At 63.4% G+C, this 24,796-nt stretch carries 23 protein-coding genes; 9 read left to right on the top strand and 14 right to left on the bottom strand.

Annotated features, from left to right (window positions below; genetic code table 11):
- Positions 1-52: 52 nt before the first annotated feature.
- Positions 53-1,087 (bottom strand): alpha/beta hydrolase, encoded by a 1,035-nt coding sequence (locus K7711_RS32480; protein ID WP_222974166.1) that lies wholly within the window; start codon positions 1,085-1,087, stop codon positions 53-55.
- Positions 1,088-1,427: 340 nt separating this feature from the next.
- On the opposite strand from K7711_RS32480, the gene K7711_RS32475 reads away from it, so the two are divergent.
- A complete protein-coding gene (locus tag K7711_RS32475) occupies positions 1,428-1,994 on the top strand; it encodes a hypothetical protein (protein ID WP_308015051.1) in 567 nt (188 codons plus the stop codon).
- A gap of 995 nt (positions 1,995-2,989) precedes the next feature.
- A complete protein-coding gene (locus K7711_RS32470) occupies positions 2,990-4,231 on the top strand; it encodes a HEPN-associated N-terminal domain-containing protein (RefSeq protein ID WP_222974164.1) in 1,242 nt (413 codons plus the stop codon).
- A 90-nt stretch (positions 4,232-4,321) separates the two neighbouring features.
- On the opposite strand, the gene K7711_RS32465 is transcribed toward K7711_RS32470, so the two are convergent.
- Together K7711_RS32465 and K7711_RS32460 are read right to left on the bottom strand one after the other, a co-directional pair.
- Entirely contained in the window at positions 4,322-4,684 is a 363-nt protein-coding gene (locus K7711_RS32465) for a hypothetical protein (protein ID WP_222974162.1), read from the bottom strand.
- A gap of 222 nt (positions 4,685-4,906) precedes the next feature.
- Complete coding sequence (locus tag K7711_RS32460; RefSeq protein WP_372460212.1) at positions 4,907-5,230, bottom strand: HNH endonuclease family protein; 324 nt, start codon at positions 5,228-5,230, stop codon at positions 4,907-4,909.
- A gap of 233 nt (positions 5,231-5,463) precedes the next feature.
- Here K7711_RS32460 and K7711_RS47945 point away from each other — a divergent pair, with 233 nt between their 5' ends.
- The 5 genes from K7711_RS47945 to K7711_RS32440 all read left to right on the top strand — a co-directional run bounded on the left by K7711_RS47945 (position 5,464) and on the right by K7711_RS32440 (position 10,327).
- Positions 5,464-6,483, top strand: coding sequence for a tyrosine-type recombinase/integrase (locus K7711_RS47945; protein ID WP_222974159.1), 1,020 nt, complete (start codon positions 5,464-5,466; stop codon positions 6,481-6,483).
- Between the two features lie 244 nt (positions 6,484-6,727).
- Positions 6,728-6,859: a hypothetical protein gene (locus K7711_RS48610; RefSeq protein ID WP_268929542.1), complete on the top strand. Its 132-nt coding sequence runs from the start codon at positions 6,728-6,730 to the stop codon at positions 6,857-6,859.
- 222 nt (positions 6,860-7,081) lie between these two features.
- Positions 7,082-8,605: a tyrosine-type recombinase/integrase gene (locus K7711_RS32450; protein WP_222974157.1), complete on the top strand. Its 1,524-nt coding sequence runs from the start codon at positions 7,082-7,084 to the stop codon at positions 8,603-8,605.
- Between the two features lie 56 nt (positions 8,606-8,661).
- On the top strand, positions 8,662-9,156 hold the full coding sequence (locus tag K7711_RS49385) for a DUF6262 family protein (protein ID WP_222974575.1): 495 nt from the start codon (positions 8,662-8,664) through the stop codon (positions 9,154-9,156).
- Between the two features lie 76 nt (positions 9,157-9,232).
- Positions 9,233-10,327, top strand: a complete 1,095-nt coding sequence (locus K7711_RS32440) for a DUF4238 domain-containing protein (RefSeq protein ID WP_222974155.1) — start codon at positions 9,233-9,235, stop codon at positions 10,325-10,327.
- Between the two features lie 673 nt (positions 10,328-11,000).
- Here the strand turns inward: K7711_RS32440 and K7711_RS32435 are convergent.
- From K7711_RS32435 to K7711_RS32385, 11 genes are all read right to left on the bottom strand, one after another.
- Positions 11,001-12,083: a patatin-like phospholipase family protein gene (locus K7711_RS32435; protein WP_222974153.1), complete on the bottom strand. Its 1,083-nt coding sequence runs from the start codon at positions 12,081-12,083 to the stop codon at positions 11,001-11,003.
- Entirely contained in the window at positions 12,080-14,623 is a 2,544-nt protein-coding gene (gene cap2-3, locus K7711_RS32430; RefSeq protein ID WP_222974151.1) for an anti-phage 6A-MBL system cap2_3 protein, read from the bottom strand. Before cap2-3 ends, K7711_RS32435 begins: the two co-directional genes overlap by 4 nt.
- Entirely contained in the window at positions 14,620-15,909 is a 1,290-nt protein-coding gene (gene mblB / locus K7711_RS32425) for an anti-phage 6A-MBL system MBL-fold protein (protein ID WP_222974149.1), read from the bottom strand. Before mblB ends, cap2-3 begins: the two co-directional genes overlap by 4 nt.
- Positions 15,906-16,082: a hypothetical protein gene (locus K7711_RS32420; protein ID WP_222974147.1), complete on the bottom strand. Its 177-nt coding sequence runs from the start codon at positions 16,080-16,082 to the stop codon at positions 15,906-15,908. Before K7711_RS32420 ends, mblB begins: the two co-directional genes overlap by 4 nt.
- Complete coding sequence (locus K7711_RS32415) at positions 16,079-16,315, bottom strand: hypothetical protein (RefSeq protein ID WP_222974145.1); 237 nt, start codon at positions 16,313-16,315, stop codon at positions 16,079-16,081. The genes K7711_RS32420 and K7711_RS32415 overlap by 4 nt, the downstream gene beginning before the upstream one ends.
- 433 nt (positions 16,316-16,748) lie before the next feature.
- Positions 16,749-18,281 carry a pentapeptide repeat-containing protein gene (locus K7711_RS49060; RefSeq protein WP_222974143.1) on the bottom strand — a complete coding sequence of 511 codons (1,533 nt, stop codon included), beginning with the start codon at positions 18,279-18,281 and terminating at the stop codon, positions 16,749-16,751.
- A gap of 76 nt (positions 18,282-18,357) precedes the next feature.
- Positions 18,358-19,038: a WD40 repeat domain-containing protein gene (locus K7711_RS32405; protein ID WP_222974141.1), complete on the bottom strand. Its 681-nt coding sequence runs from the start codon at positions 19,036-19,038 to the stop codon at positions 18,358-18,360.
- A 13-nt stretch (positions 19,039-19,051) separates the two neighbouring features.
- Entirely contained in the window at positions 19,052-20,473 is a 1,422-nt protein-coding gene (locus K7711_RS32400; RefSeq protein ID WP_222974139.1) for an nSTAND1 domain-containing NTPase, read from the bottom strand.
- A 130-nt stretch (positions 20,474-20,603) separates the two neighbouring features.
- Positions 20,604-20,783 carry a hypothetical protein gene (locus K7711_RS32395; RefSeq protein WP_222974138.1) on the bottom strand — a complete coding sequence of 60 codons (180 nt, stop codon included), beginning with the start codon at positions 20,781-20,783 and terminating at the stop codon, positions 20,604-20,606.
- A gap of 13 nt (positions 20,784-20,796) precedes the next feature.
- A complete protein-coding gene (locus K7711_RS32390; RefSeq protein ID WP_222974136.1) occupies positions 20,797-21,021 on the bottom strand; it encodes an effector-associated constant component EACC1 in 225 nt (74 codons plus the stop codon).
- Positions 21,022-22,102: 1,081 nt separating this feature from the next.
- Entirely contained in the window at positions 22,103-22,294 is a 192-nt protein-coding gene (locus K7711_RS32385) for a hypothetical protein (protein WP_222974134.1), read from the bottom strand.
- A 191-nt stretch (positions 22,295-22,485) separates the two neighbouring features.
- Here K7711_RS32385 and K7711_RS32380 point away from each other — a divergent pair, with 191 nt between their 5' ends.
- Together K7711_RS32380 and K7711_RS32375 are read left to right on the top strand one after the other, a co-directional pair.
- Positions 22,486-24,501, top strand: a complete 2,016-nt coding sequence (locus tag K7711_RS32380; RefSeq protein ID WP_222974132.1) for a hypothetical protein — start codon at positions 22,486-22,488, stop codon at positions 24,499-24,501.
- 160 nt (positions 24,502-24,661) lie between these two features.
- Positions 24,662-24,796, top strand: a 135-nt coding sequence (locus tag K7711_RS32375; protein WP_504740836.1) for a VOC family protein, incomplete at its 3' end; no start/stop codon positions are given.

The raw sequence follows: 24,796 nt of genomic DNA, 5'->3' as shown, positions 1-24,796 counted from the left end.
TGTTCCGCGACGCTCGCGGACACCAGCCGAACCAAGCGCACCCCTCGGAGAATCAGTTCCCCGAGGGGTGCTGCGCGTCCGACGAGGCCAGCGCCGCCTCGAACCGAGGCCACGAACGATGCAGGTCATCCTGCCAATAACCCCACGAATGCGTCCCCGTCGCACGAAAATCGAACGTCGCGGGAACCTGCAACTGCCGCAAACGATCCTGCAACTGATGCGTGCACATATTGGTCACCGACTCCAGCGGCGCACCGAACAGCACCTGATACATCAGCAGCACCCCGTTACCGTGCGCGCCCTCGACACTGTCGTGCGGCCCCAACAGCCCCGTGCCGGTGGACACGTAGATCGTCGTGCCGCGCAACCGATTCGCATGCAGATACGGATCGTTCGCCGCCCACGCCGGATCACTCGGCGGGCCCCACATATTCACCGCGTTCCCGTGCTCCTGCGCGACCACCGCCTGAACCATCGCCTGTCCCATCGGATTGCTCGTACGAACGCACCCGCTGTACGACCCGATCGCCCGATACAACCCCGGCGAATCCATCGCCAACTGGAACACCGACGTGCCCGCCATCGAAATACCGGCGATAGCGTTCGCGCCACTGCCACCGAACGCCGCATCTATGATCGGCGGCAACTCGCGAGTCAACAACGTCGACCACCGCTGACGCCCCAGCACCGGATCGTCCGCACGCCAATCGGTGAAGTAGCTGCCCGCACCACCGAACGGAATCACCACGTTGACCTGCTTGTCACGGAAGAACTTCACCAGATCCGTACCCTCGAGCCAGTTTCCGTCCGATCCACCGTTGGCGCCGTTGAGCAGATACAGCGTCGGCGCCGGCCGATCGGGGTGAGCGGCCCGCAGCACCGTCAGCCGCGTCCGGGTAGCCATCGCGGCCGAATACACCCCGACATCCAGCACGCGATCGGACACCTTACGGATGCCACTGATATGCGATGCGTCCTCGGCGCTCGGCTGTTTCGGAGACCCCGGATCGGGCGCGGCCACCGCAACCCCGTTGGCGCCCACCGTGACAGCCAACGCCGTGGTTGCCGCCAGAAAACCCCGCGACATGCGCGCGAACATCATCGCACTCCGATCTGGATGCGGTGAACCGTCCGCTCGGCCACCCCCGAGCGTCGCCCACCTGAATACGAATCCGATTGAACAGCAGCGCGATTGCGCCGGTCCAGAACTCACGCAGAAGTTGTGCTCGTTCCCAGAACGTGCGTGCGGTGATTGGCAGAGCTCCTCGAGGCAGGACAGGCGCACTGTGAGTTGCGCAGGGCGAGCACCGATTCCACGACCGAGCTTGCGGAACAACTGGATTGCCGAGCGATTGCTGGGGTACTCTACCGGCGGTATACATCAGTTCGGATATCGGGAGTGTGGCGTGAGTCGTTTGATGCGAATAGTGGTTCTCTTACTGATTCCGGTGGTGGTCCTCGTCGGCGGCTGTAAGAGCTCGTCGTCGAGTGCACCCAGCAGTGGTACGGATCAATCGATTCCGGCGGACCCGACCGGCACCGCCGCCGACGCGAAGGCCGAGGACACCAGCTGTCCGACCTCGAACACCACAGCCTTCGCCAAAACCAAGTTCGTCGCCCACTCCGGGCTGGCCTTCGGCGCGTTCCACCGGTGGTTGTACAAGCCGATGAAGGCCGGCACCTTCAAGAAGGGCGCCAAGGGCCGCATCACCGCATTCGTCAAGGGCGGCCTCGCGGCACTGTTCGTCAAGCGTGAGGTCCGCTTGGCCCTGGTCGACGCGAAGGCGAATCCCACACTGTGCAAGTCGATCTCGGTCCCGCTGGGCAAACTCGGCGACACCGTGCAATCGGCCTTCGACAAACTCAAGGGCGGCGACAGCTCCGGCGTGGACGGCCTGAACACTCTGATCAGCCAGACCGAGAGCACCTCCAAGAGCGACGGCGTGGAGATCACCGAGAACGAGAACGGTGATCTGACCAAGTCTCCGAGCTGATTTCCTTCTCGAACGAGTGAGGGCGGCCCCAAGGGTCCGCCCTCACTGCTGTTCGGACACTGATTGATGGAAATGCGAGTGATCAGATAACCCCGAAACCCTACCTTAATTCATCACTGTGACATATTAGGATAGCGGGCCCGGAAGGGGTGGGGGAGTTCGCCATTGGATGCTGCTCGTTTTCATGAGCGCCGGACTCTGCGCACATCCTGAGGGGCTCGAGACTCGCCGAGAAAACCTGGCACCGGTTCGCGCCGCCAACCCGCAAGCGGGCGAATGTCGCACCGCGACGGCGACAACCTCGTGACCTGAATCCAGAAAACCTGCACACGCCGAAGCATGTCACATCAGCAACATCAGTCACTTACGTCACTGTGACGTATAACTATGCGTCAGGCGGTGAATAAAACCCGGGCGCTCGCAAGCTGTTCCAGGTGAAGCGCGACGTCCGGACGCTCGCAATCCCGACCGGGCGGCTTGCGACCCTTTCCTGACCGGACACCAGATGCGCTGTTACCCAGGTCTTCCGGAACTATCTGACAGACGCCAGCTAGAAGGCGCCGGTCACATCCACCTCTTCTCGGATCGCACACCTACGAATGTCGAACCATCGGATTGGCCGCCTGTGACGGTGGAGGATCCGGACCGTCGTACAGAGACGAACGGCCCCCTCGGCTAAGGCAGCACGGTCAGTAGTGCGCATGAGCCTGCACCGAGTCCAGCAACCAACGTTGAAGTAGCGGGGGAAGTTTGCTGTTGATGAAAGACGCTGACACAAAGGTGTTGGCGCTCTGGGGATTTGGAGCTTGGCCGGTGGTAATCGATCACGATCTGGGTGCGCTGATGTCGACCCGAAGGTTCTGTTCCCTCGGGTCGCCGATCTGAATATCGCGCAGGTCGCCCGCCGCGGCGCGACCTTACGAATCGATGCCAGTGCGCTTATTCGGCGACACGGGCGGACTGCTTCATCGGCGGCCGAGTGCTTTCATGGACACGTGGGATTCACGAAGAGGTACATGGAGGAGATCGAGGCGCGCGGCTTCGGCGAGACCGGTGACAAAACTGTGTGTCTGAAGTGCATCCACGACGACACTCTGCGTGAGGAAACCCACCGACACCTCACTGAGATGGCATGCTCGTTCTGCGGTGCCTCCGTTGATGACGCGTCCGAGCCGATCGCGGCCTTGTTCGAGGACTTCATGTACATCGTCGTCGAGGCCGTGCGGTTCCTCTACATGTCAGTCGACGACGCCGGTCTTGTCTATGACGAGGGTGAGTGGTTCGGCGGCGAAGTCCTCGAATCCGCCGAAGTTGCCTATGCGGTCTGCGAGGGCGACGTCACCTATGACGTACTCGATGCCATAGGGGACGTGATCGTGCAACAACTATGGACCGAGTCCCACATCGCCGAGTCAACGCCTGACAAGGCTCTGGCCTGGGGATGGGAGGCGTTCTGCGAGAAGGTGAAGCACGAATCGCGATTCGTGTATCTGTCGACCGCTGAGGAATCCTCGGAGCATCCGGATGACTTCACGGCCGCCAGCCTCCTGAGCAGGTTGGAGAAGATCATCGTTGACAACGAGATCTTGCTGGCGGTACCGGCTGGACGGGTGTTCTGGCGCGGCCGGCTCGCGGATGAACCTGGCACGGTTGTCAAGTTCAAGACCGCCGCGGCGTTGGGCTCGCCGCCGAAGGAACGCGCATCGAACAGCCGGATGAGTCCCGCTGGCATCTCGATGTTCTACGGCAGCGAAGACATTGACACGGTGGTCGCCGAGATCGGAGCGCACAGCACTCGGCGCTACGCTATTGTCGGAGCATTCGAGACAGCACGGGACATGACGCTGCTCAACCTCGCCGACCTGCCACCGGTGCCGAGCCTGTACCGGGACCGCGGACGAGGGCTGCACTACTACGAGCTCAAGTTCCTGCGCTCTTTTGCTGCTGACCTTGGTAAGCCCATCATTATCGATGGCAGGGAACACATCGAGTACGTGCCGACCCAGGTCGTGACCGAATATCTGCGGTACGTCCCCGAGTTCAAGGGCGACGGCATCCTCTTCCGCAGTGCGCAGAATGACGGCGTGAATTGTGTGCTGTTCTGCAACTCAGATGGCTGTGTCGATCCAGACGTTCCGCCCAGTAGGCCCTACCTCGGCCCCGAACACCTCTACGTGCGGCTTCGGCCCGACACCGTCCAGTGCGTCCGAATCGTCACGAAGGTTGCGCGGGCCTAGCGGGACCTCTGCCTGTTCGCTCCATCTCCGGTCGCTCGGGAGTGCCAATGGCCAGTAATTTCTGGCTCTTGGCACAAGGTTGGTGGCGCACTAGGGATTTGGCTGCCGCCGCCCGATGCCGAGATTATCGTCATACGGGAGGTCTTCCTTTGGTTGCTGCTCGAGGTCGATCAGCAGTTCGAGGGCGGTGAAGTCGTCTGCGTCGAGTCCTGCGCAGGCCTCGGCTGCGCTGGTTTGGGACGTGATGACCAGTGCCCCGCCTACGGTGCTGGCGGTGTCCCGGGCCAGGCGGGTCTGTTTGTCCAGGACACCGCCGGGCGCGGCGCCGAATCGGTCGATGACCTCGGTTGGCGCAGGATGTGGCTGAGATAGGCGACTGACGCGGGCGACCTGTCGGCTTTGACGCCCTTGGTGACGATGAGGTGCGGATTGTTCGTGCGCCAGGACGGACATCCGTATCGCCGAGGTACCTGGCCGTTGTCGGACAATATGGCACACGCACTCCAAGGCGGTGAGGTGGTGTCAGCAGCCGTGCAGGATGCTTGCTATCGCGTCGTGTTCAGCTTGGGTGACCCACAGTCCATAGATCGATTTCACCTGGACCTGCCGTTCGACATAGGTGCAGCGGTAGGAGATTTGGGGCGGGAGCCAGGTCGCCGCGTCCGCGTCACCTTTCTACTCGTTGGTGGGCCCATGCACGGCCTGCAGGTTGCGAGGGTCGTTAGCCAAGTCGCGACGTCTGCTTGCCGGGAGTTGCTGGGCACCGGGTTGCCATGCGTCGCCGAGGGAAACCATGTGATCGATCTGCACGACGGTGCTTTTCGGGCCGAGCACGAAGGAGATGGTTTTGCCGGTGTACACGTCGTGCAGGGTGCCGGAGATGATCTGGCAGCCGGTCGCGGGTTTCACGTCGGCGAGGTCGCGGCGCAAGACGTCATCGCGAGTTATCTCCAGTGCCGTACCGGGTGGGAGGCACGAGAGCGAGGTGTGTTGGGCCATCTGTTCCTCACTGTTATCCGAATACCGTCTGTGCCACGAGAGGGACGAACGCTCGGCCGCGGTGACGCGGCGGTCTTTGCTGTCGAGACGGTCGTGTCGCCGACGTCCGGGCAGCCCGGTTGGATGGTCGTCGACGAGGAGTCGATGCGGCCGGTGGTCGAGGTCGCGGAGTGGGTGTTGTTCATGTCCGGGCCGGCCGGTCGCCTGAGACCGTCCGCGCGTATGTTCCGCGGGTGTGCTGGTTCCTGAACTGGGCAGGTGCCCTCTGTCTGGACTGGCACCGGGTGCGTATCGGCGAGTTGGCCCGGTTCAAGTTCACGGTCGAGCAGACTCCGACGGTCCACGGCAGGCTGCGGGTCGGCAAGTCGGTGAACGCCGTGCTGATCGCGGTATGCGAGTTCTTGCGGTTCTGTGCCTCGCGGGGATTCGTCTCGGCCGACGTGATTGCTGGCCTGTCGCAGCTGAAGTATCTGGCCTATGCCCCGAACGGTTTCCACGAGGGCGAGAGCGGTCAGTTCCGGATGATCCGCAGCCGGGTACTGAAGGCACCGGAAGTCGAAATCCCTCCGAAAACCATTACTCCGGAACAGTTTTCGTCGGCGATGACCGCCGCACGAACAGAGCGGGACCGGTTTCTGGTGCTGCTGCTGGTGCGGTCCGGGCTGCGGATCGGTGAGGCGTTGGGGCTGCACCGCGAGGATATGCACCTGCTGCCGACCTCGATGCATCTGGGATGCACCCACGCAGGCCCGCACGTTCATGTCGTGCCGCGGCAAAACAATCCGAACTCGGCACGGGTCAAGGGCGGCCGCGCCCGGATCGTGCCGGTCGAGCACGAGGTCGTGCTGCAATATCGGGAGTATCTGCTCGAGCGCGACCAGATCCCGGCCGCGACGGACTGCGACCTGGTGCTGGTCAATCTGACCGGGCCCAACGCGGGAGCGCCGATGTCGTACTCGAACGCCAAGCAGATTGTCGAACGCATCGGCAACCGATGCGGTTTTCGGCTGCGGCCGCACATGCTCTGGCATACGGCAGGGACCGCTTGGACGCGCAGCGGAACCGACATCGATGTGGTGCAGGCTCTGCTCGGTCACGCCAGCCGGGCGTCGACGGCGATCTACCAGCATCCGGACCCCCCAGGATCTGCGCGCCGCGGTCGAGCGGGCGGGCGTGTGAGCGCGCAGCGATCGCGGCCGCACCGAGACTCCTGCTCGCGTCCGGAGGGCGGGAAAGCTGGGAGCAATGGTTGACCGCGCAGCTGGACCCGAATTGGCGCGCCGGAGAATGGGATTCGCAGCGGCAGGTCTTCACCGGCAGCCTCGGCAATCCGAGGACGGCAGCATACTCGTGCCGGGTTGAGCGCTGCGAGGAGCAGGTGGAGAACTTCAACCGACGCTGCGCCCGCTGCCGCCGCCACTACGACCGCGCCGGACGGCCAAGCAACTTTGACCGAGCTTTCGATCCGACGCACATCCTCGGCCGGGCCAACGACCAATGGCCGCAGGCAATTTCGACCTCCGAGTCGTCGATCCAGTGGTCGCGGCGGAACTGCCTTACGGGATCGCCCAGCGCGACCGTGACGAAATCATCCTGGTGCCGGCGCGTATCCGCCGCATCCTCGTCTGACTGCCTGACGGCTGCGGCTCTCTGCTGCCATTGGCTGGTGACGCCGGGTTCGAGAACGCCCTGCCTCGCAACGCATGGGCAGTGTTTCGGTCGATCACCACACATCTGGCGCGGGCGCACATCGTGTTCACCGGTGCCGACCCGACTCAGGGCGACATCTGGAAGCCAGCGGTGGTCGGGTTGCAGGCGGCACCCGACCACCACTACAGCGCGGTCGGCGGCGTGGTCGACTTCCGCAGCATCCGCCAGCCCTGGCTGCGGGAGTTCACCAAGCGGTTCGCCCGCGAGGTCCGGCCGCCGGTGACCGTGCTGCGGCAGGTCGTTCACGCTGCCGAGATCGCCTCGCAGCAGCTGGCGCTGCGCACGAATGGCGATCGGCCGGAGCTGCTGAATACGGGTGATATGAGCGAGGTTGTCGAGGGCTTCCATTCCAGCGCCGACCGGGATGGGATAGTGCATTCGGTCTCGCATCGGCGCGCGATGCTGGGAGTTTGGCATCGAATGATCGAGCACTCTCGCCGCAGCGGCGCGATGGATGCCATCCATGGCGGGTTCGCCATCGACCCGCGATTCCACTTCATCGCGCTGATCGACACTCGTGAGGACGACCTCGGCCGGGTCATCCCCGAACACGTCATCGCCCAGCTCGACGCCAATACCGCTCTGCTGGGTGCCTTTTCCAGCTACGCGATCCCCGGCTGGTCGGCCGCTGATTTCGCCAGGATGTATCAGACGGTCTACAAGATCCTGCGCGACACCGGCCGACGACCCAGCGAGGTCTGCTCGCTCAAACGCACCTGCATGGAATGGGTTGACGGCAAACCCACGCTCATCTACGACAACCGCAAACGCCGGCGGATGGGCCGACGGCTGCCGATCCACCTCGATACCGTCCAGGTGATCCAGGACTGGCTCGACTACGTCGACCGTTTACCGGTCCCGGAGACGTTGCGCGAGTGGATGTTTCCCATCCCCGGTGGCCGAAACAACCTCCGCCGAGGCCATCTGACTGCCCACCAGTTCGGCTCTCGAGCATTCGCGCTCTGGATCGACCAGATCCCCGACATAGTCGATCAGCGCCTCGACGAGACCGGTGACCCGCTCCCTTACGACCGAGCGCTGATCACCGCCTATGGACTGCGACATTCCTACGCCCAGCGACACGCCGACAACGGCACCCCAGTCGACGTTCTCTGCCAGCTCATGGACCACCGCAGCATCGAAACCACCATGGGTTATTACTCGGTTTCGTTGCGGCGCAAGCGCGAAGCGACCGAGAAGGTCGGCGCGTTCATGATCGACCGGTGCGGCCACCCGGCCGGGTTCGCCTCCGTCGGCGACTACGAACGGCAATCGGTGGCTCGTCCCGTTCGGCAACTGCACCGAGCCGTCCAACATCAAGGCCGGCGGCCAGCACTGCCCGATCCGATTCCAATGCGCCGGTTGCTCGTTCTATCGCCCCGACCCGTCTTACCTCCCGGCGATCGAACAGCATATCGCCCAGCTGCGCACCGACAAGGAACTCGCCCTGGCCACCGACGCCGCGGACTGGGTGATCGGCAACTTCGACGCCCAGATCACCGCCTTCGGCGAGGTGGTCACGGCAATGACCGGGATGCTCGCCGGGCTGCCTCGCGACCAGCGCCTCACCATCGAGGACGCCTCCCGCGAACTCCGCAATGCCCGCCAAGCTGCCACGTTCATCCCCGTCACCGCGGTCACCAGCAGAAAGGCCACCAACGATGACGATTGACCGGGCCTAACGCACCAACCGGCTCGTCGCCGCGCGCCGCCGCGACACCATCCTCAAACACGATCGCGCCCCGGCCGCCGTCACCGACCTGCTCACCGAGGGAAAACGAGTCACCATCAGCGATGTCGCGCGCCGAGCGGGAGTTTCCACCTGGTTCATCTACAACACCCCGGCAGTCCGCGCCGCGGTCGACGCTGCCAGCACCCAACAGGTCAACGCCGACCAACGGCCGCCCCGGGCCGAACGCGGGAACCCGGCTGCCGCGGAAGGCCTCCGAACCGAATTGTCGCTCGCGCGTGAGGAAATCCGAATCCTGCGCGCCGAACGCGACAAGCTCACCAAGAAGATCCAACTGCTGCTCGGCGGGCAGCTCGAGCAGGCCCCGCACGAACGGCTCGTCGACCGCATCCGCGAACTCGAAGGTGTCGCTGCGGGTATGGCTATCCAGGCAGACGAAGAACGCGCCCGCGCCGACGCCGCGACCTCCCGAGCCGAGCAACTCGACGACGACTCACCGCCTCGAGAGCGGCGCTCAAACACATGATCCAGAAAGCCTCACCAGCTCGCCAACCAGGAAAACCGAGTGAATACGACCAGGCCAACCCGCTAAAGTCATGATCATGACGGCCGTCAACAAATGGCTCACCGACGACGAGATCGAACGGTCCAAGGAGCGCACGCGCAACAACCCGCAGCGCACGCGCATCCATCACTTCGTGCCGCAAACATATTTGCGCCGGTGGACCGAGGACGGCGGTCGCGAGAGCCCGGTGCTGTTGACCGAGCTCGTCACCGGACACAGCGACCTCAAATCTCCGGAAGAGATCGCGAACGGCGAGAACTTCTACCAGATCATCGCCGCCGACGTCGATCCCGATGACGAACCAGACCTCTGGTTTGAAACTCACATGTCCCGGATCGAAGACGCTGCGGCGCGCTGGTTTCGAACACTCGACGACCGCGCACCCGGGAAGATCACAGACCCCAACTTCGCTGAGAATCTCGCTGTGTTCGTCGCCCTCCAGAGTCAGCGCACACCGCGAGCGCGAGCCGCCGACCTCAACATCAGCGCAGCCCTCCAGCGATTCGGTTCCCGCAACGCGCTCGACGATCGCAGGGTGCTGCCGATCATCTGCGCTGCTCTGCGGATTCCCTACTCCCCGTCCCGGCACTACCAGATCATCGACGAGATACTGGCCCAGCCGACGTTCAGCAGCGACGCCAAATCGACCGCGATCGACACCGCGATCAAAGTCTGGCGCAACCACATCACCCCGCACTTGGCCCAACGCACCTGGTGGCTCGCAACATCCGACGACCCGCTCCTCACCTGCGACGAACCTGTCGTCCGCATCGCCGGGCCAGGAAAGCCGCGCAATCGGCCGCCCGACTTTTCCAACACAGCGCTGGTGCTGTTTCCCATCAGCCCCCACCGCCTGTTGCTGGCGACGCAGAAGACACAACTCCCGACACCGTTCGAACTCACACCGGACGAAACCCGCGGCGTTAACCTCGAAATCACCTCGAACGCAATCGAATTCACCTACGAACTACCCGGCGACGACATCGCCGCAGGAATAACAGTTCCGCCACTCCCGCCCTTCGATCCTTCTACCGCGAGCAACTTCTGGGAGGCCGTGCTTCCACCACCCACTCGATGGGCTGAGCGGGCCGACGCACCGAGCTGGCCACTCCAGCGCTGGACCGCCAACTAACCCTTCAGACACGTCTTCGGGGAGGAAGGTGATCAGATTCCTCGACGCCCCGTGCCTCTCGTCGCTCGCTCCGGCCATGGCTCACACAGCATCTCGCGGCCAGGGCAACCGGACCACAGCACTCTGAACAGTGCAGATAATGCGAGTGTCGCAGCCGTTGTGTCCGTCGGGGGTGTCATTGTCATCGGTCCACGCCTCTCCGAACTGACTCGGCTGTAGCCGCTCATCGCAGCGGCTCCTTTGATCGGTAGCTTTGCAAGCAGCTGTGTGGCTTCAGATGCGGACACCGGATTCGGCTGCCCTTGGACCGGTTCCGCCGCGGCAAGGGGCAGCGCGGATGTGTGCCCGCTCAATACGGCCGCGTCGGCGAACAGCCCCGCCGACAATCTCCTGACAATCCTCATCAATACTTCCTTCAACACGAGGCCACGGGCCGAACCCTGTGCCGGCCCAAACCAACTGGGCCGCTTGCCTCGCCGCCAGGCATGACCGCTCGTGGTGGTGCTGGTGGCCACCGCCAAGATCGCCTTCAACGCGGCCAGCGGCGCCTATCTGAAAACGCTTGTGCCCAAGCAGAATCTGATCGGGCGCGACCGTCCGTGAAACAACTGCCGCCTGCGAATGATGGATCAGCACGTTCTAGGCAGCAGGAAAAAGCGCGAGGCGTTGGCGCTCAGGCCAGAAGCCGGGGGCAGTAGTAGGCGAGGAGGACTCGGGTCAGCTGCTCGCCGCGGGTGGATAGGGCATCGAGATGTTCCTGGCTCATCTTGGCGAAATTGGTTGGGTAGTCGATGATCTCAACGCGGGGGACCAAATCGACCAGGGGTGCTGGTAGCCGGTTGTCTTTCATGGCGAGATAGGCGTGAACGAAGCCGGTGATTTGTCCTGTTCGCTGGGCCTCGTGGATTCTGGCGCGGCCACTGTCCTGGGTTTTCTCATAGGTGATGTCGAAGCTGCGTTTGAGGCGCATCGGCAGGTAGCCCCGCGAGGTGATGGGTGTGCGTCCGCGACCGGCGTCGCAGGCGATGATGTAGTCCAGCTCGTAGACGTGGCTGGTGTGCTGGAGAGACCGGCCGGGGAGCAGCGGCGAGAGCCCGAGGTTGTCATAGACGCCGCCGTCGGTCAATAGCACGCGCCGCCGATGAGCTTGGCCATCGAGAGGTTGGAAGGTGAATTCCCGGCTGATCGGCGGCAACAGCAGCGGGAAGGCGGCCGAAGCAGCCACCGCGTCGGCGACGGTGAGACAGTCGCTGATGGTCCCGTGTGGCGAGCAAGCGCTCACCCGGCTGCCGAAGCGGATGGCGTTGGTGGTTTCCAGGTCCGTCGCAGACAGCACCGTGTCGAGCCCGGGGTGGGTGACTTCGGTGAGGTTCTTGGCCCCGAACGCGCGGGCGGCCAGGGCGGCCAGCAAGCTGTTGGTTCGGGTGTACCGCCGCGGTTGACCGGTCCCGGTCGATCGCAGAGTGTGGGTGAGGCTGCGCGCCAGACTCGTAGGCGATGCCGCCCGGAGCATCAATTCCCTCTGCAGGCCTGAACGAAGCAGTTCGGTGACGGTGTCGTCGAACTCGGTGAACGACGCGGGTCCGTAGGCCCACATTGCGGCGAGCAGGCTGCCGCCGCTGATGCCAGACACCACTCGCACATGCGGGAGCAGGCCCTGATCGTGCAGGGCGCGCAGACAACCCAGCCCGAACGCCGTTGCGCGGAACCCACCACCCGACAGAGCGATGCCGACTCTAGGCTCGGTCGTGGTCATCGTTTACCCACCCACTGTTCTGCGTGCCTGAGCAATCGCCGGAACAAACCTGGCCTGAGCTGGTGGTCGGTGTCTAATTGATTGTCGGCGGTGGTGCGGTACCCGCCGGGAAAGTAGCGCCCCGGCGGGGGAGCAGGCTGGATGGCCGCGGCGAGGCCGGGCCGACGACGATCGACGACCTGGACGTACAGCGGCGGTGGTGTGCCGTGATCATGCCAGGCGTTCCAGTCGGGGCTATCGCCTCCGAGAATCAGCATCAGGCTTCGTCGGCTGGTGCCGTCCGGAGAGGTGAGGTAGGCCATACCGGCGGTGTCGGTGGAGCTGGGTGACGCAGGTCCGAACGGGTGGGTGTGCCACATGCCGAGAAACCCGACCCTGTCGCCGGTCTGTGCACGTAGGTTGTCGAGCAGTTGTTGGCTGCCGGCGGTGCCGTGAGTGAAATGGACCTCCGAGAGTTTGCTGTCGGGTGTGGGCCCGGTGGCCAGGTCTACGATCACGGTTTGGGTCGCATCGTCGAACGCACCCAGCAGCATCCCGCCGGTCTCGACTCTCTCACCACGCAGCCTGGCACCACGGCGGGTTTCGGCGCGCATCTCAGCCAGCGCACGCCGGGCGATCCGCACTTCGATCCCGGTCGAATGGTCAGTCGCCAGCACGTCGTTGGGCCAAGACAGACGATCGACAACGTTGGATGCGGTGCATCCGAGATCCGGCAACCGCAGCGCAGTCACCGTCATCGGCGCAATGGTTGCCGGGTCGGCGGCCAACACCTGCACTGCCTCGGTCAGGACCAGGGAGGCCAGCGCCCCGGTTTGGGCGGCGCCGCCGACGAAGGTCGGTGCCGAACAGCCCGGTTCGGGCAGGAACAGCTCGGTGCGCGGCGGATCGCGGAAGAAATCGTCGGCGACGTCAGACCAGGCGGGGTGGATCCCGCGGCCGAGGTCGATCGCCAATCGCCGCAGCACGTCGTGTGCGGCTCCACTCGCACCGGCCAGGGAGACGGTGACCAGCGCGCGCTGGCTGGTGTGCCCGAACAGCGCGGTGACCACCGGCGGCCAGTCACCACGCCGCCGCGCCCGGGCGGTTTCGAGCGCCGCGCGAACCCCGGTGTCGGCAGTCGCGTCAATGACCAGGTCGAACGCCGACATATCGGCGGTGGCAGTGAGGTGGCGAGCTACCACATCCCCGACAGCGTCCTCGACGGCAAGGTCGGGCCGGATACGACGCAGGCGCCGGGCCAGCGCCGATGCCTTGGGCTGGTCGATGTCGGTGTCGTCGTACGGTTGACGCACCAGAATGCCCGGGTGGACGATGCCATTATCGGCGATGGTCATCGCCGCAGCACCTGCTCGGGCGCAGTGCTCGGCAATGGGTGCACCGAGCGCGCCGCATCCCAGTATCAGAATCCGCTTGCCGCGCAACCAGTTCGATGCCGTTGCTTCGTCCCGCCGATGGGTGACTTCAGCACGTTCTTCGAACACTGTCATCCACGCGGTTTTCGCGCCCTCGAGCCACTCCCGCGCCATGGTGGCGACCTCTTCCTGCAACGCCAACCACCGGTCAGCGGTCTCAGACCCGGCGTACTGCGATGTGCTGGCGTCGATTTCGGCCAACAGCTCCAACAGCTTGGCGTCCAAGTCATCGAATCGCCACGCCGCGAAATGCGGAAGCCGGGCCGAGCCACCGATTCCCCGAGACGGTGTAGCCAACAAGACCAGAACCGGCGCCGACGGGTCAACGCGGGCCCCCGTCCGCATCGCGAGGTTGAAACCCGCCGCAGCGGTGACCGCCTCGAGGAAGGCGTCGCCGCTGATGCCCGCGACGTCGAGAGCTCGGGCCAGTACGGCCGCGGTCGCGGGGTATTCGAAACCGATCTCCTCGCTGATCGCGATCACTGGGGCCAGGTAGAACGGCTGGCCACGCTCGTCACGAACGGCTTCGGTAACCGCACGGGCAGCGGCCTGCTCACCGGTGAGCCATTCTTCGACATCGACACGGCTGCCATTCCGACGGCACCACGCGAACAGCATCGCCGTGGGCCGCCCAGAACCTGGCGTACTCCAGGGAGCCATACAGGCGAAATCGGGCCGGATCACCACCGATCCTGCGGTGCCGCTGGCGTAGGCCACCGGTGGGTGCAGTGGTTGCCCGTCGGCATCGAGGGCGCCCTCGGCGGCCCGCTCAAGCCACAGGGTCAGTCGTTCGATCAGCCCGCGCATCCCGTCAGCGGGATTCCACTCCACCGACGGTGCAGCGTACAGGCACAGCAGCGTGCCCCACTGAACATGGGGGGTCCCGACCCACCGGCGGTGGTGCACGGACACGCTCGGCGGGGCGAACGGAAATGTCGAGGACACCATGAGGGTGAACCGTTCGCGGTCGAGCACCCGGATTCCTCGACCACTTCGGCTGAGGCCGTGGGTGTCCAGCGACACCTCGAATGTGGTTGTGGCGATACGTTTCTCGGTGGCCAGGATCTCGATCGCGCCATCGCTTGCGGCGGCCAGGTCCTCGAGCTGCCGGGCGGCGAGATCATTCACCGGCCGAACCCTACTGGGCTTCCAGGCGCGCAGGCCCCGCCGCGGTCAGCGGCGACCGCGGCGCGTACCCGTTCTGGACCGGTCGACGCAGGAGCGGAGATCGCGGGCGTGGCAAGGGTGCCCGCGAGCGAGGCTGCAGCAGAGGTAACCGCGACCATACGTCGAACGATCGGCGAGGTAGCACGGTCGATGGCAGTGAGCGCCTCCGCGGACACCTCGAGGACATGCGCGCCAGCCATGTCCACACCGAGCACGACCGGCGACGGCGCGGTTTCGCTTCCCCACGACATAGTGCAGATGAACTGCGCGATCTCGCGGTAGCGGTTGGCCGCCATCAGATGCGGTGGATTCTTACCGGGCTCGTCCTTGGCCGGGATCGGTTCGCTGCTGCTGACGATGACCGCGTCATCGCTGCGGGCGTAGCGGGTGAACGCGTCGAGGACGTCCTGCTGTGGGACATCTTTGCCGTCATCGCTCACGTACATAACTTTTTTGGAGCAGTGATGTGGGGCCAGCAACAGGTCCCATTCGAGCCGCTCGCTGCGCTCGTGGCCCTCGCTGTAGGTGATGATCTTCATGATCGTGTCGTGGGCAAGATCGCCCAACAATAGGATCTTGGCGGTTCCGAGGCCGTCGGAGAGGGTGATCTGCATCGCCAGAGAGGTCTCGTTGCGTTCGGCGGCGCAGTCGTCGACGAACGGGGCGTGAAAAAATGCCTCGAACCACTCGGCGCAGTCGTGATCGTCCAGAACAGTCACCGCTTTGCCGGGCCCGGAAAGGTACTTGTCGGGAAGCTCGGAGTAGGCGTGCTCGTCGTGGTCGCTGTCGTAACCGATGACCAAGATACGGTCGCCGCTGCCAGGTTCTTGGCCTTTGGCCAGCGCGTCCTTGGTGGCCGCGACGCGGCGTTCGGCCTCCTTCTGGAACGCGATCGCGTCCGGACAGGGGTTCGGCGCGTCCGGATCGGCCAGTTCCCGCCACATCCGCGGAGTCGCCCACAATTCACCAATACGGACGCGGCCCAGCAGATCAGCGAACCCCTGGCAGTGGTCCTTGTCGGCATGAGTCAACGCGAACACCGCCAGATACGGTTCGCCATCGATCTCCGGCAACGCGGCGACGAGCTCATCGACGACCGGAGTATGCGGAGTGCCATCCTCCTGCGCTTTGACCAAATCGTGCAGGTCGACCTGTATGACGATCGTGTCGTTGAGCACGATCGTGGTGCTGTCTCCGGTGCCGACAGGCCAGAAAACCGCTCCTCGCGAGGGAAGGTCGAACGTCACTGTCCACCTCCACACACGAGGCCGGCCAGGCAGTTCTGGTCCATGGTGTCGATGTCGGCATCGAACAGGTTGAGCATGTACGGCTTCTTCGAGCCCAGCTCTGTGACGATGAATGTGACGGCGGGCACATCGACTCTGCTGGCCACCGGCCACAACTCGTTGTCGCTATTCATATGCTCCCCTTGCGCTCCACGCCCAGCGGCCAGCCCGTCATGAGCAGGCCGCCGTGCCGGTAGCCGGAAGCGGACAGCAGGGTACCGTCACCCAACACTCGGTTCAGCGCGACGTATCGAACCGCGTGTCGTAGCATCGAGATGTCCGACCAAGACAAACCCGAGGCCCCTGGAGTCCGCTCCGGCTGGGCCTCGGCGTTTATCCGGTGCGCGGCCCAGGTTCGAGGCCGCACGAGATAAGCATAGATGTTGTGTCCGACAAAATCGTCTGACACAACATCTTGCGAATCACAACCATGTTAGATTCGGGCAATCGTCACATGCCACCGACCGGCAGCACGCCTCGCGCAGCCGGCCCGCGACCCTGGAACCCGCGGTGCACGAGACCCCGAGTCTGCGAATCGAGGTGTCGCTGGGAAGACCGCCGATCTGCTCAGGACGGAAGTGCTCGATCCCCGGCAGGGACGCGAGGACTCCGATGAGTTCGGTGCGATGGGCTCTGAGCCACGATTCTGAGGCTATCGACACCCCTGGCCTCGAGGGGCGGGGAGCAGGCGGGATAGCTCGTTCCGCTCCGTCTCGATTTTTCGACGGTTGAGCGCCGAGGCGGAATCCAGCGATAGTCCACACACCGCCTCGGCTGCGGTCGCTCGGTGTTGCCACTGTTCAGGGAAATTCTGGTGGCCATGGTGTCGGCAGGACATTCGACGGCTTAAGAGAGCGATCGTCACTCCAGTCGAACGATGAAGCGTGTGCCCCACCCCATTGTTGGACCGCAGTGAAATCTACAGTTTGGGAGCCAAAATCGGCTCCCATAAACGTGACTCCCTGCTGGAATGAGACGTCAAGTACCGTCTTGTCTCTGAATGAGGCCCTATCGAAGCGGCAGTAGCCGCTAAAATGCGCTGCTTCGAATACCGTCGATCCCTCGAAGGTCGCTGTGCTGAATGTGGTATTCAGTCCCCAGAAATGAGTGGCAGTGAATCCGACGTCACCGAACGTTGCAGCGGAAAAATCTGATGTGCCATAGAATTCGGCCTCGACCATCGTCAATCGGCCAGCAAAATTTGCACTACTGAAGTTCGCATTTACGAATGTGGCATTATCGAAGCTGGTGTCACCCGCGAATGTTACCCTTTCGAAGTCTACATCGCGGCCTTCCATCTTCGCGTAGTCGAATCTGGTGTCGCCGAGGAACGTTGTTCCGGCAAAGAGTGCAGCTCGTTTGAAAGTTGCTCCGGAGAGATTTGCATCCTCAAGAAATGCGCCGCGAAAGTCGAACTCAGTGTCGCTCCAGGATGATCGACGCCTCCTGAGGCGATCAGAAATTACGTGCAGAATGGTTTGGCGAACCTCTCGGTCGTTTTGCAGATACTCGAAATGGTCCTCGACTTCCATGTCAGAGGTACCGATATCCTTAATTTTTCTGATGTGTTTGGTTTGATAATTGGAGCCGCGTTCAGGGAAATATGGCAGTCGCAGGTAGCCGCACAGAACATCTACACACTGTTGGCGACGAGATCCCCTGGATTCGTCTGCTACGCCCGCCAATGCATACACACCTGCTATCCGAACTGCGACCTGACTGGCGCCGAGTTGCGCGGCCGCAGCGCCGAAGCGCTCCACAAATCGCCCCTGCTCAACATCTCTCTGACGGCGATACGCCACGACGAGGGCAACCACAGCGCCAATTCCGCCCGCTACGGTAATTGCTAGTTTGGTTATATCCAAGGGGTCCGGCGATTTGACAGTGGGGTTCAGCAGCTTGGCCAATGCCCACCATGACGCTCCGACAATGAGCCCGCCACCTACAGTAGCAATAAGGATGGAAGGGAGGAGCGTCATCCTTCGCAGATATTCCTTTACGAAAGGCGCAACCCTCGGCAAGTAGCGCCGGACCGCGTATATTCCGGCAATAATCAGAACGACATTGAGATAGCTAATTTTGTCGGGCCTGAACCCTGCCAAGACCCATTCCAGCAGGACCCCGATACAAATGTATGTGGAGCCAACGAATATCCAAGCGGAAACTTGCGCAAGAAGAATCGCCTCGTCTGAAAGTCGACGGTACGCTTCCCGTCGCCGCGGAGCTTCTTGCAACCACCATGTTAACTTTTCCCTCAGTCTCGACAGCATTTCACCATTGTCGCCGGATGCGGTGGCCAGCGCAGCCGAACACGCGATCTCACTGTTTTTCACGGTGGATTACGCAAACACCACCGCAACCGCGGACGATGACCGTTCCCGCGCTATGTGAGCGTGAATTCGCCGTCGATCAGCAGATGGATCTGCGCGGCATTCCGGGAAGGTACTGCTCCCAGTCGCCGTCCTTTATTGTCGTATCGCCGGGTAGTGACGCGCAGGCCGCTCGCAGAGTTTCGGTCCCTATGTCGCGGATTTCGTCGAGGTCCCACATATCGATGATGCCGTCGAGTCCGGGTTGGGCGACGTAGTTGTCGCTGGGGTGCATGTATTGGCGTTCGTGCTCGATCTCGGGATTCACGCTTGTATTCAATGCCAACGTTCCTCTGCCGTGGTCCGGGAACGTCACCACCGATGTCGGCTTATCGGATTCTGTTGCCCAGATGTCGATGTTGCCATTGCGCCGGAAAGTCCGGGTGTGTCCATCCGCGCTGACGGCGATCTTGCCGACGTCGTCGTTGTTTCGTGCGATCGTCGTGGTGCTCTTTGTGGCCGGGTGTGTGGGGTTCGTGACGTCGAAGACCTTCATCGTCGTAGTTCCCTTGACTGTGTCCCTGCCGTTCACGGCGTAGAGCAAGCGCCCGTCCGGTGAAAAGGCCAGCGACCCATCGGGTGTGCCGCCATTCATGGCGAGGCCTGCCAGACGGACCGGGTGTTCGGGATCCGTGACTGACCACAGGGCACTGTCCGCACCGTCGGCGTCGACTGCGAAGATCTTGTTATGCGGGCTGAATACGATATCGCTGATACTCACATACTGTGTATTTCTATTGTTCCCGATATATGGCGGTTGCAGAGGTAATCCCGTAAGGATGGAGTGTGTTGCGTCTGTGACGTCTACCAGGGTGATCCACCGGTCGAGCAAGGGCGGTTGGGTAGGGTACAGACTTTTCGCGACAGCGATGATGTTCCCGTCGTTGCTCAGGGCGAGGTGTTCGATCGTGTCCTTTGGGTTCGCCTGGGATGGATACCGAGACTGCGGGGTGGGGTCGGTAGATGTATTCGGCGGGATGGGACAAGTAGAGGAACGGGCCGCGCCATAGTGTGACGGTGGGGTCGTTGACCGCAGTGCTGGCTATCGCTGTGCCCGACGACGCTGTGGAAATGTGGTTGACCAGAGTGCGGTGGCCCGGCGGAGCGGTCGGCTGGTTGGCGATCTGCGTCGAGGTGTATTTGGCCAGGCCGCTGGAGTAGTCCCACAGCACCGTGGTGCCTTGAGGGCCGCTGCTGGCCAGGATCGGATTCTCGTCGTGCGGTAGAGCTGTGAAAGCGATGGTGGCGGCTTCAGCGTCGGGGATGGCGGTCCAGACTCTGTGACGAGTGCTGTCGATGAGGTTGGCGGACAACGTTTGTGTGGCATCGGGACTGCTCAGCCGTGCGGCCAAGATCATCAGTTGTGTCGATAGGGTGGGTTCGTCGGTGTGTAGGCCGTTGGCGACCGCGAGGACGAATTGTGCTCGCGCTCTGCGGTTTTGAACGTAGGCGATGGCCGAAGCGGTGAGGCTGGTGATCAGCAGGATGGTGAGTGCCACCACGAGTGAGCGCAGGCGACGCCTGCGGCGTTTTTCGCGAGTGTGTTCCTTGAGTTCCTGGGTGATGCTGGCGTCGACGAACGCGCGCTGCACCGCGCCGAGATGGGCATCGTGTAGTGGGTCGGGGTCCGTGGCGCCGGTGGAGGACTCTGCGGCGCGTTGGCGCAGCGCTGCCAGGCGGGTTTCCCGGTAGAGCAGTGAGGGATCACGTCCGGATTGCTCCCAGACGTGGGCATCGTCGGTGAGTTGCTGGTGTCGCCGCAGCCATTCGCGGTCGTTGTCGATCCATCCGCGCAGCCGTGGCCAGGCGCGCAGTAGCGCTTCGTGGCTGATCCGGGCGGTGTCACGGTCGAGGGTGAGCAGCCGGGCGTCGGTGAACACCGTGATCACCTGTTGTGCCATGCGCGGATCGGGCAGACCGTGCACGAGCAGGGAACGTTCTATGGCCTGCGCTGTGTCGGTGGAGTCTTCGCGTACTCGGACCAGGCGTAGCAGCATGCGGTGCGCGGTGCGCTGGCTGTTGGGGTCGGGGTCGGCGTATGCCTGTTCGGCGGTGGTGACGATCGCCTTCGCGATGCGGCCGGCCTGGCGATAGCCAGTGACGGTGAGGTGCGTACCGCCGCCATGCCACCAGGTTGCCCACAACGCATGTGACACTGGCCGCGGGCCTGGACGAGTTGATCCTGACCGAACTCGGCGCTACCGAGGGCGGGCAATCGGTGGCCGACGCACTGCCGTTGCTGTCAGGCCCGCCGCAGCGGCTGGCCCTTCGATCGCGGCCCGGATCTCATTGGGAGTCATCGGCGTGATCAGCAGTTGACGATTCTGCAAGGCTGGCCAGCAACTCCGGATACACGGCGGCTTCGCCGTAGAAGTCCGCGCGCAGCGCCAGGATCGCCACGACCGAGGGCGCGCCATGGCCCTGTGTGGCGGTGAGCTCAAGCGATTTCCCGTCTGCGACAGTCATTTTCAGCGACACTTCACCGCTTCGGCTGCGTAGCCACTGCGATCACCGTGGTCGCGATCGCAGTGGCGACGCCACCAGGCCCGAGCGCCACCAGCACGCTCTCGAGCACCGGCCCCAGTGTGCCCGGCTCGGGGGCGCGTTCGCGACCGGTGACACGGCCGCGGAGCCCGTCCGCGTCGGCCATCCACCCGCACAAAGAACGGAGCTGGTCCGCCGCGTCCGTATCCGGCGATGTCACAACGACGTCCATGAGTCCCCAAATCTCTTGGAACAGCGTCACTTACGAAGCGCTTGCCAAGGAGAACGGCCCGCGATCGCGCATGTATCGGCATTGTCACTGTATCCGAGGTCCGGGCCGCGACGCCTGTGAACGAGAACCGCGTGCGACGGTGTGGAAGAATTCGTGAGCACGCCAGTGGACATCGCACCTGCGATCGACACATGGCAATGGCACTGATCCGGCATCGTTCTCATGAGCACCATTCGCCATTACGATCGGAGATCGATGCCGAATAGTAATACTGCTCCCAGGAGAATGCCCGGTCGATCACACGGCAGAAATAGTTGCGACGAATTCGCCTCCGACACAACGAAAATCGCATTTGACCACATATAGGAATTCTGCACATACCGGGCAGTTAGCCGAATCGCGACAAAGCGCACCGAAAGAGAGAATGTCATTGCGAATGCACTCTCGTCTGAAATGGAATACGAAACCGCATCGCCGCGTCCTTGCAGCATCCCGGCTGTACCGAAGCGGGGGAATGTACAGCATCGGGCGCGACGCGACGTGCCGGTTGGCAGGCAGCGACGGCGCGGTCCGCGGGCCAGGAGATGGGAACACCCCCGGAAGAGCCGCGCCACGATCGCCCGGGATGCTCGCGAGGCTGGGATACGGCTGCGGCCCTGCCGGATTCGGTACCGTGCCAGCCTGCGGCATGTTCTTCGGCTGCGTCCGCCGAGGCCAGCGATTCGAGGATATCGATGATGCCGCGGTCGAAATCGTCGTGGGACGCGGTGACAGCGCCATGATCCTGAGGGGCCTTGTTGTGGGGCGCCCCGGAGTGATTGCGCACGTTGATCCCTGCAGCCACAGCAGCGGCATATCGCGGGACCGGTGGCGTCACCAGCACAATGGTGATCCGATCGGCACCTCGTTCGCAGCGATCACACTGCGAACGAGATAGCGTGTTGCCGAATATATTTGACGCCCTTGCTCGGTGTGCAACGAGGCCGCGCTCGGCCGTCGACATCGAGCAGCCGCCGATTCCGCCGCTTGTGCGCGGCGGCCTGCTGTGACTTCAGGTTGTCCGGTGCCCTCAGCGGATCAGCCAATGGAAGAACTTGATCGCGCCTGCGGCCGCGGCGACGCCCAGCAGCGCTGCGTCGTAGGGGGAGTGTCGGGCAAGGCCTGTCAGGACGCTTGCGCCGACGCCGGTAATGAGCGCGCACAAGAAGATCAGAGCGCTGCGGACGGACATCAGCGCACTCGGCTTCTCGTCGTTTGTCACGGTAATTCTCCTCTGGGGTCTCATCGGTCGGGGCGTACCGGCTCGGACGGCAGACCGGCGAGCGGACCTCGATTCGGTCTGGCGTTTGTGCGGGTATCGCTGGTCAAACTGCCACTCGGCGTGGTGGTGCATCGAACGCAACGCGTTGCAAAATGTGGCGCAACACCTGGCGGCAGGGCCCCTGAGGAGATATGACTACTCGGGTGCGACACACCGCTGGCCAGTTCAAGCCTCTGCGAGCAGACCTGCCCGAGGAACGCCGCGTGCTCGCGGTCGCACTGCGCGAGCAGTTCGCTCTGCTCGGCGGGATTTCGGGGCGCGAATACGCCAAGAAGCAGGCGCTGCAGCCGAGCACGGTGACCCGCTACTTCAACGGTGAGGTGCTGCCCTCCGAAGAGTTCATCAACGACCTCGTCGACGCAGTTCAGCTGCGATCCGAGCATCCGCGCCCCGGACAATCAGAGCGACTGATGGAGTTGCTGTACACCGCCCAGGACGCCCAGAGCGGAACGTGGGGCCACACCACGCGCCTGCATAAGCAGCTTGCCGGGACCAGGGAACGTCTCAGGAACGCGCTCGAGGAGAACCATGCCCTGCGGAACCTCCAGCCCGCAGCGGTGACGGCCCTACAACATCAGCTCAGTGCAGCGAGAAAACGGAACACCGAGCTGGAACGTGAAAATCTCCTGCTGCGGCTCGATGCGGCCACTGCACCACGCCCGAACAGCAATTATGCCGACGGCCAGTGCTGGCACTTCTACCGGAACGCTCTCGCGCTGCGTGGTTGGTCGCCGGTGGCCGCGGCTTGCGCCGAAGCTGTGGCGAATGAGGTTCTCGCCCAGCTCGCTGCCCCTGGTGCTGTTACCCCTGAGCACCGCACCGGCGTGGTTTTGCACGATATCGGGCACGATCGAACGAGTGCTGCGATCGCGCTTATCGCCAAGGCAATCGATGCAGGCTACCGGCTCGTAATCGTGCTCGCCGGAAACCGCAACCTGCTTCGCCGTCAGGTGCAGCAGCGACTCGACGCCGAGCTTCCGTCGATATCTGAAGCCCCCGGGGTCTTACGCCTCACAGGGCAGGATCTCGACTACGGCAGGCTCGGGCCCGCGCTTCGTGATCTCGCTTTCGAGAAGCGGCTGCCGGATCTGCCCGTGAACTCACCGGAGAATCTGTCTGGTGCGGCGACGCGCTTGCTGGTCGTCAAGAAGAACCGGGCCGTGCTGCGGAAGCTGACCGCGGACTTGCAGGCCAACCCAGCCTCGCGCGCGGAGATCCCGGCTCTCGTGATCGACCTGGACACCGATGTCACACAGCGCTATTCGGCTGTTGAACACCATCTCAGGTCATTGCTCGATGCCCTGCCCCGAGCTCAGTACGTCACCTACACGGCCAGCTCGTACCTCGACCGCCCCACTGCGGCCCCAACAGATTTCACAGTGCGCGCACCGAGGCTGCCAGGCTATCTGGGCTCGGAGGCCTTCTACGATGCCGAGGACGTACCAACTGGGGCGAGGGATCTGGCCATATCTGGGGAGAAGGCATTCGTGCGCCACGTCGACCGTGATGAGAGCGGCCTGCGCGCTGCGATGGATGCGTTCGTGTTGACCGGCGCGATGAAGATTCACCGTTCCCTGCAGACAGGAGACTCGTTCCCACGGCACGTGCTGTTCGTTCACTCCTCTTACCGGATCGACGAGCAGGATGCCCTGTGCTCGCGACTCGCATCGTGTTGGCACGCAGCTGATTACGCCGGACCGCGAGGCCAGGTTCGACTGCGCACACTTTTCGACACCGACATACTGCCGGTCTCACGCGCTCGCACGTCCGGCATGAATGTGCCTTCCTCCTTCGATGAACTCGCCGCAGCCCTCACGACCGCATTAGACCGGATCGGCGACGAACCGATAGCCCGAGACCTCGGCACCGGAACCGAGCCCCTGTGGAAGATGACAGTCTCGAGTGCCAGCAACGCGAGCGAGTCGGCAGGCGATGGGCTCACCGTCCTTCACCTCCACCACTCCCCGGGACCGAACACAATGCTTCGAATATTCGACATGTGGTTCGGTTTCCGGCCCCACGACGCCGATCTCGTCCGGCTCTTTATCCCGCGCCAGCCCTCACCTGGCACCGATCTGTACGAACAACTCGTCAATTTCTGGCGTGACACCGATGGAACTGGACCACACCGACCACAGCAGCCGTAGCGATGGTTCGTTCTCAGTTGATGAACACAGCCTGCATCTCGATAGAACTCGTTGCCACACAATGGATACCACCCCGCGCAGGACGTATGACGGGGGACTGTGTAGCTAACGGTGGTTCCGGCCTGATTCGCTGAACGAAGTTCGGCGGGAAGGTGCCACCATGACGACACTTGATGCGGTGACGAGGAAGAAGGAGCCGGTCGAGGCTTCCGCGGAGACGTTGGCCGCTCAGGAGCTGGTCCGGATGGCCAAGGAACAGGGTTTGTCCCTGACCGGGCCGGACGGGCTGCTCAAG

The organism is Nocardia coffeae (assembly GCF_019890715.1).
Lineage (GTDB): Bacteria > Actinomycetota > Actinomycetes > Mycobacteriales > Mycobacteriaceae > Nocardia > Nocardia jiangxiensis.
The sequence above is the reverse complement of the archived record's forward strand: the minus strand, read 5'-3'. Positions and strand labels throughout refer to the sequence as shown.

What these genes read in the sequence shown, in the direction of transcription:
- K7711_RS32480 (WP_222974166.1), bottom strand. Translation starts at nt 1,087, where the DNA reads ATGTCGCGGGGTTTTCTGGCGGCAACCACGGCGTTGGCTGTCACGGTG.
- K7711_RS32465 (WP_222974162.1), bottom strand. Translation starts at nt 4,684, where the DNA reads ATGTCCGTCCTGGCGCACGAACAATCCGCACCTCATCGTCACCAAGGG.
- K7711_RS32460 (WP_372460212.1), bottom strand. Translation starts at nt 5,230, where the DNA reads ATGGCCCAACACACCTCGCTCTCGTGCCTCCCACCCGGTACGGCACTG.
- K7711_RS48610 (WP_268929542.1), top strand. Translation starts at nt 6,728, where the DNA reads ATGGCCGCAGGCAATTTCGACCTCCGAGTCGTCGATCCAGTGGTCGCG.
- K7711_RS32440 (WP_222974155.1), top strand. Translation starts at nt 9,233, where the DNA reads ATGACGGCCGTCAACAAATGGCTCACCGACGACGAGATCGAACGGTCC.
- K7711_RS32435 (WP_222974153.1), bottom strand. Translation starts at nt 12,083, where the DNA reads ATGACCACGACCGAGCCTAGAGTCGGCATCGCTCTGTCGGGTGGTGGG.
- K7711_RS32420 (WP_222974147.1), bottom strand. Translation starts at nt 16,082, where the DNA reads ATGAATAGCGACAACGAGTTGTGGCCGGTGGCCAGCAGAGTCGATGTG.
- K7711_RS32395 (WP_222974138.1), bottom strand. Translation starts at nt 20,783, where the DNA reads ATGACTGTCGCAGACGGGAAATCGCTTGAGCTCACCGCCACACAGGGC.
- K7711_RS32380 (WP_222974132.1), top strand. Translation starts at nt 22,486, where the DNA reads ATGACTACTCGGGTGCGACACACCGCTGGCCAGTTCAAGCCTCTGCGA.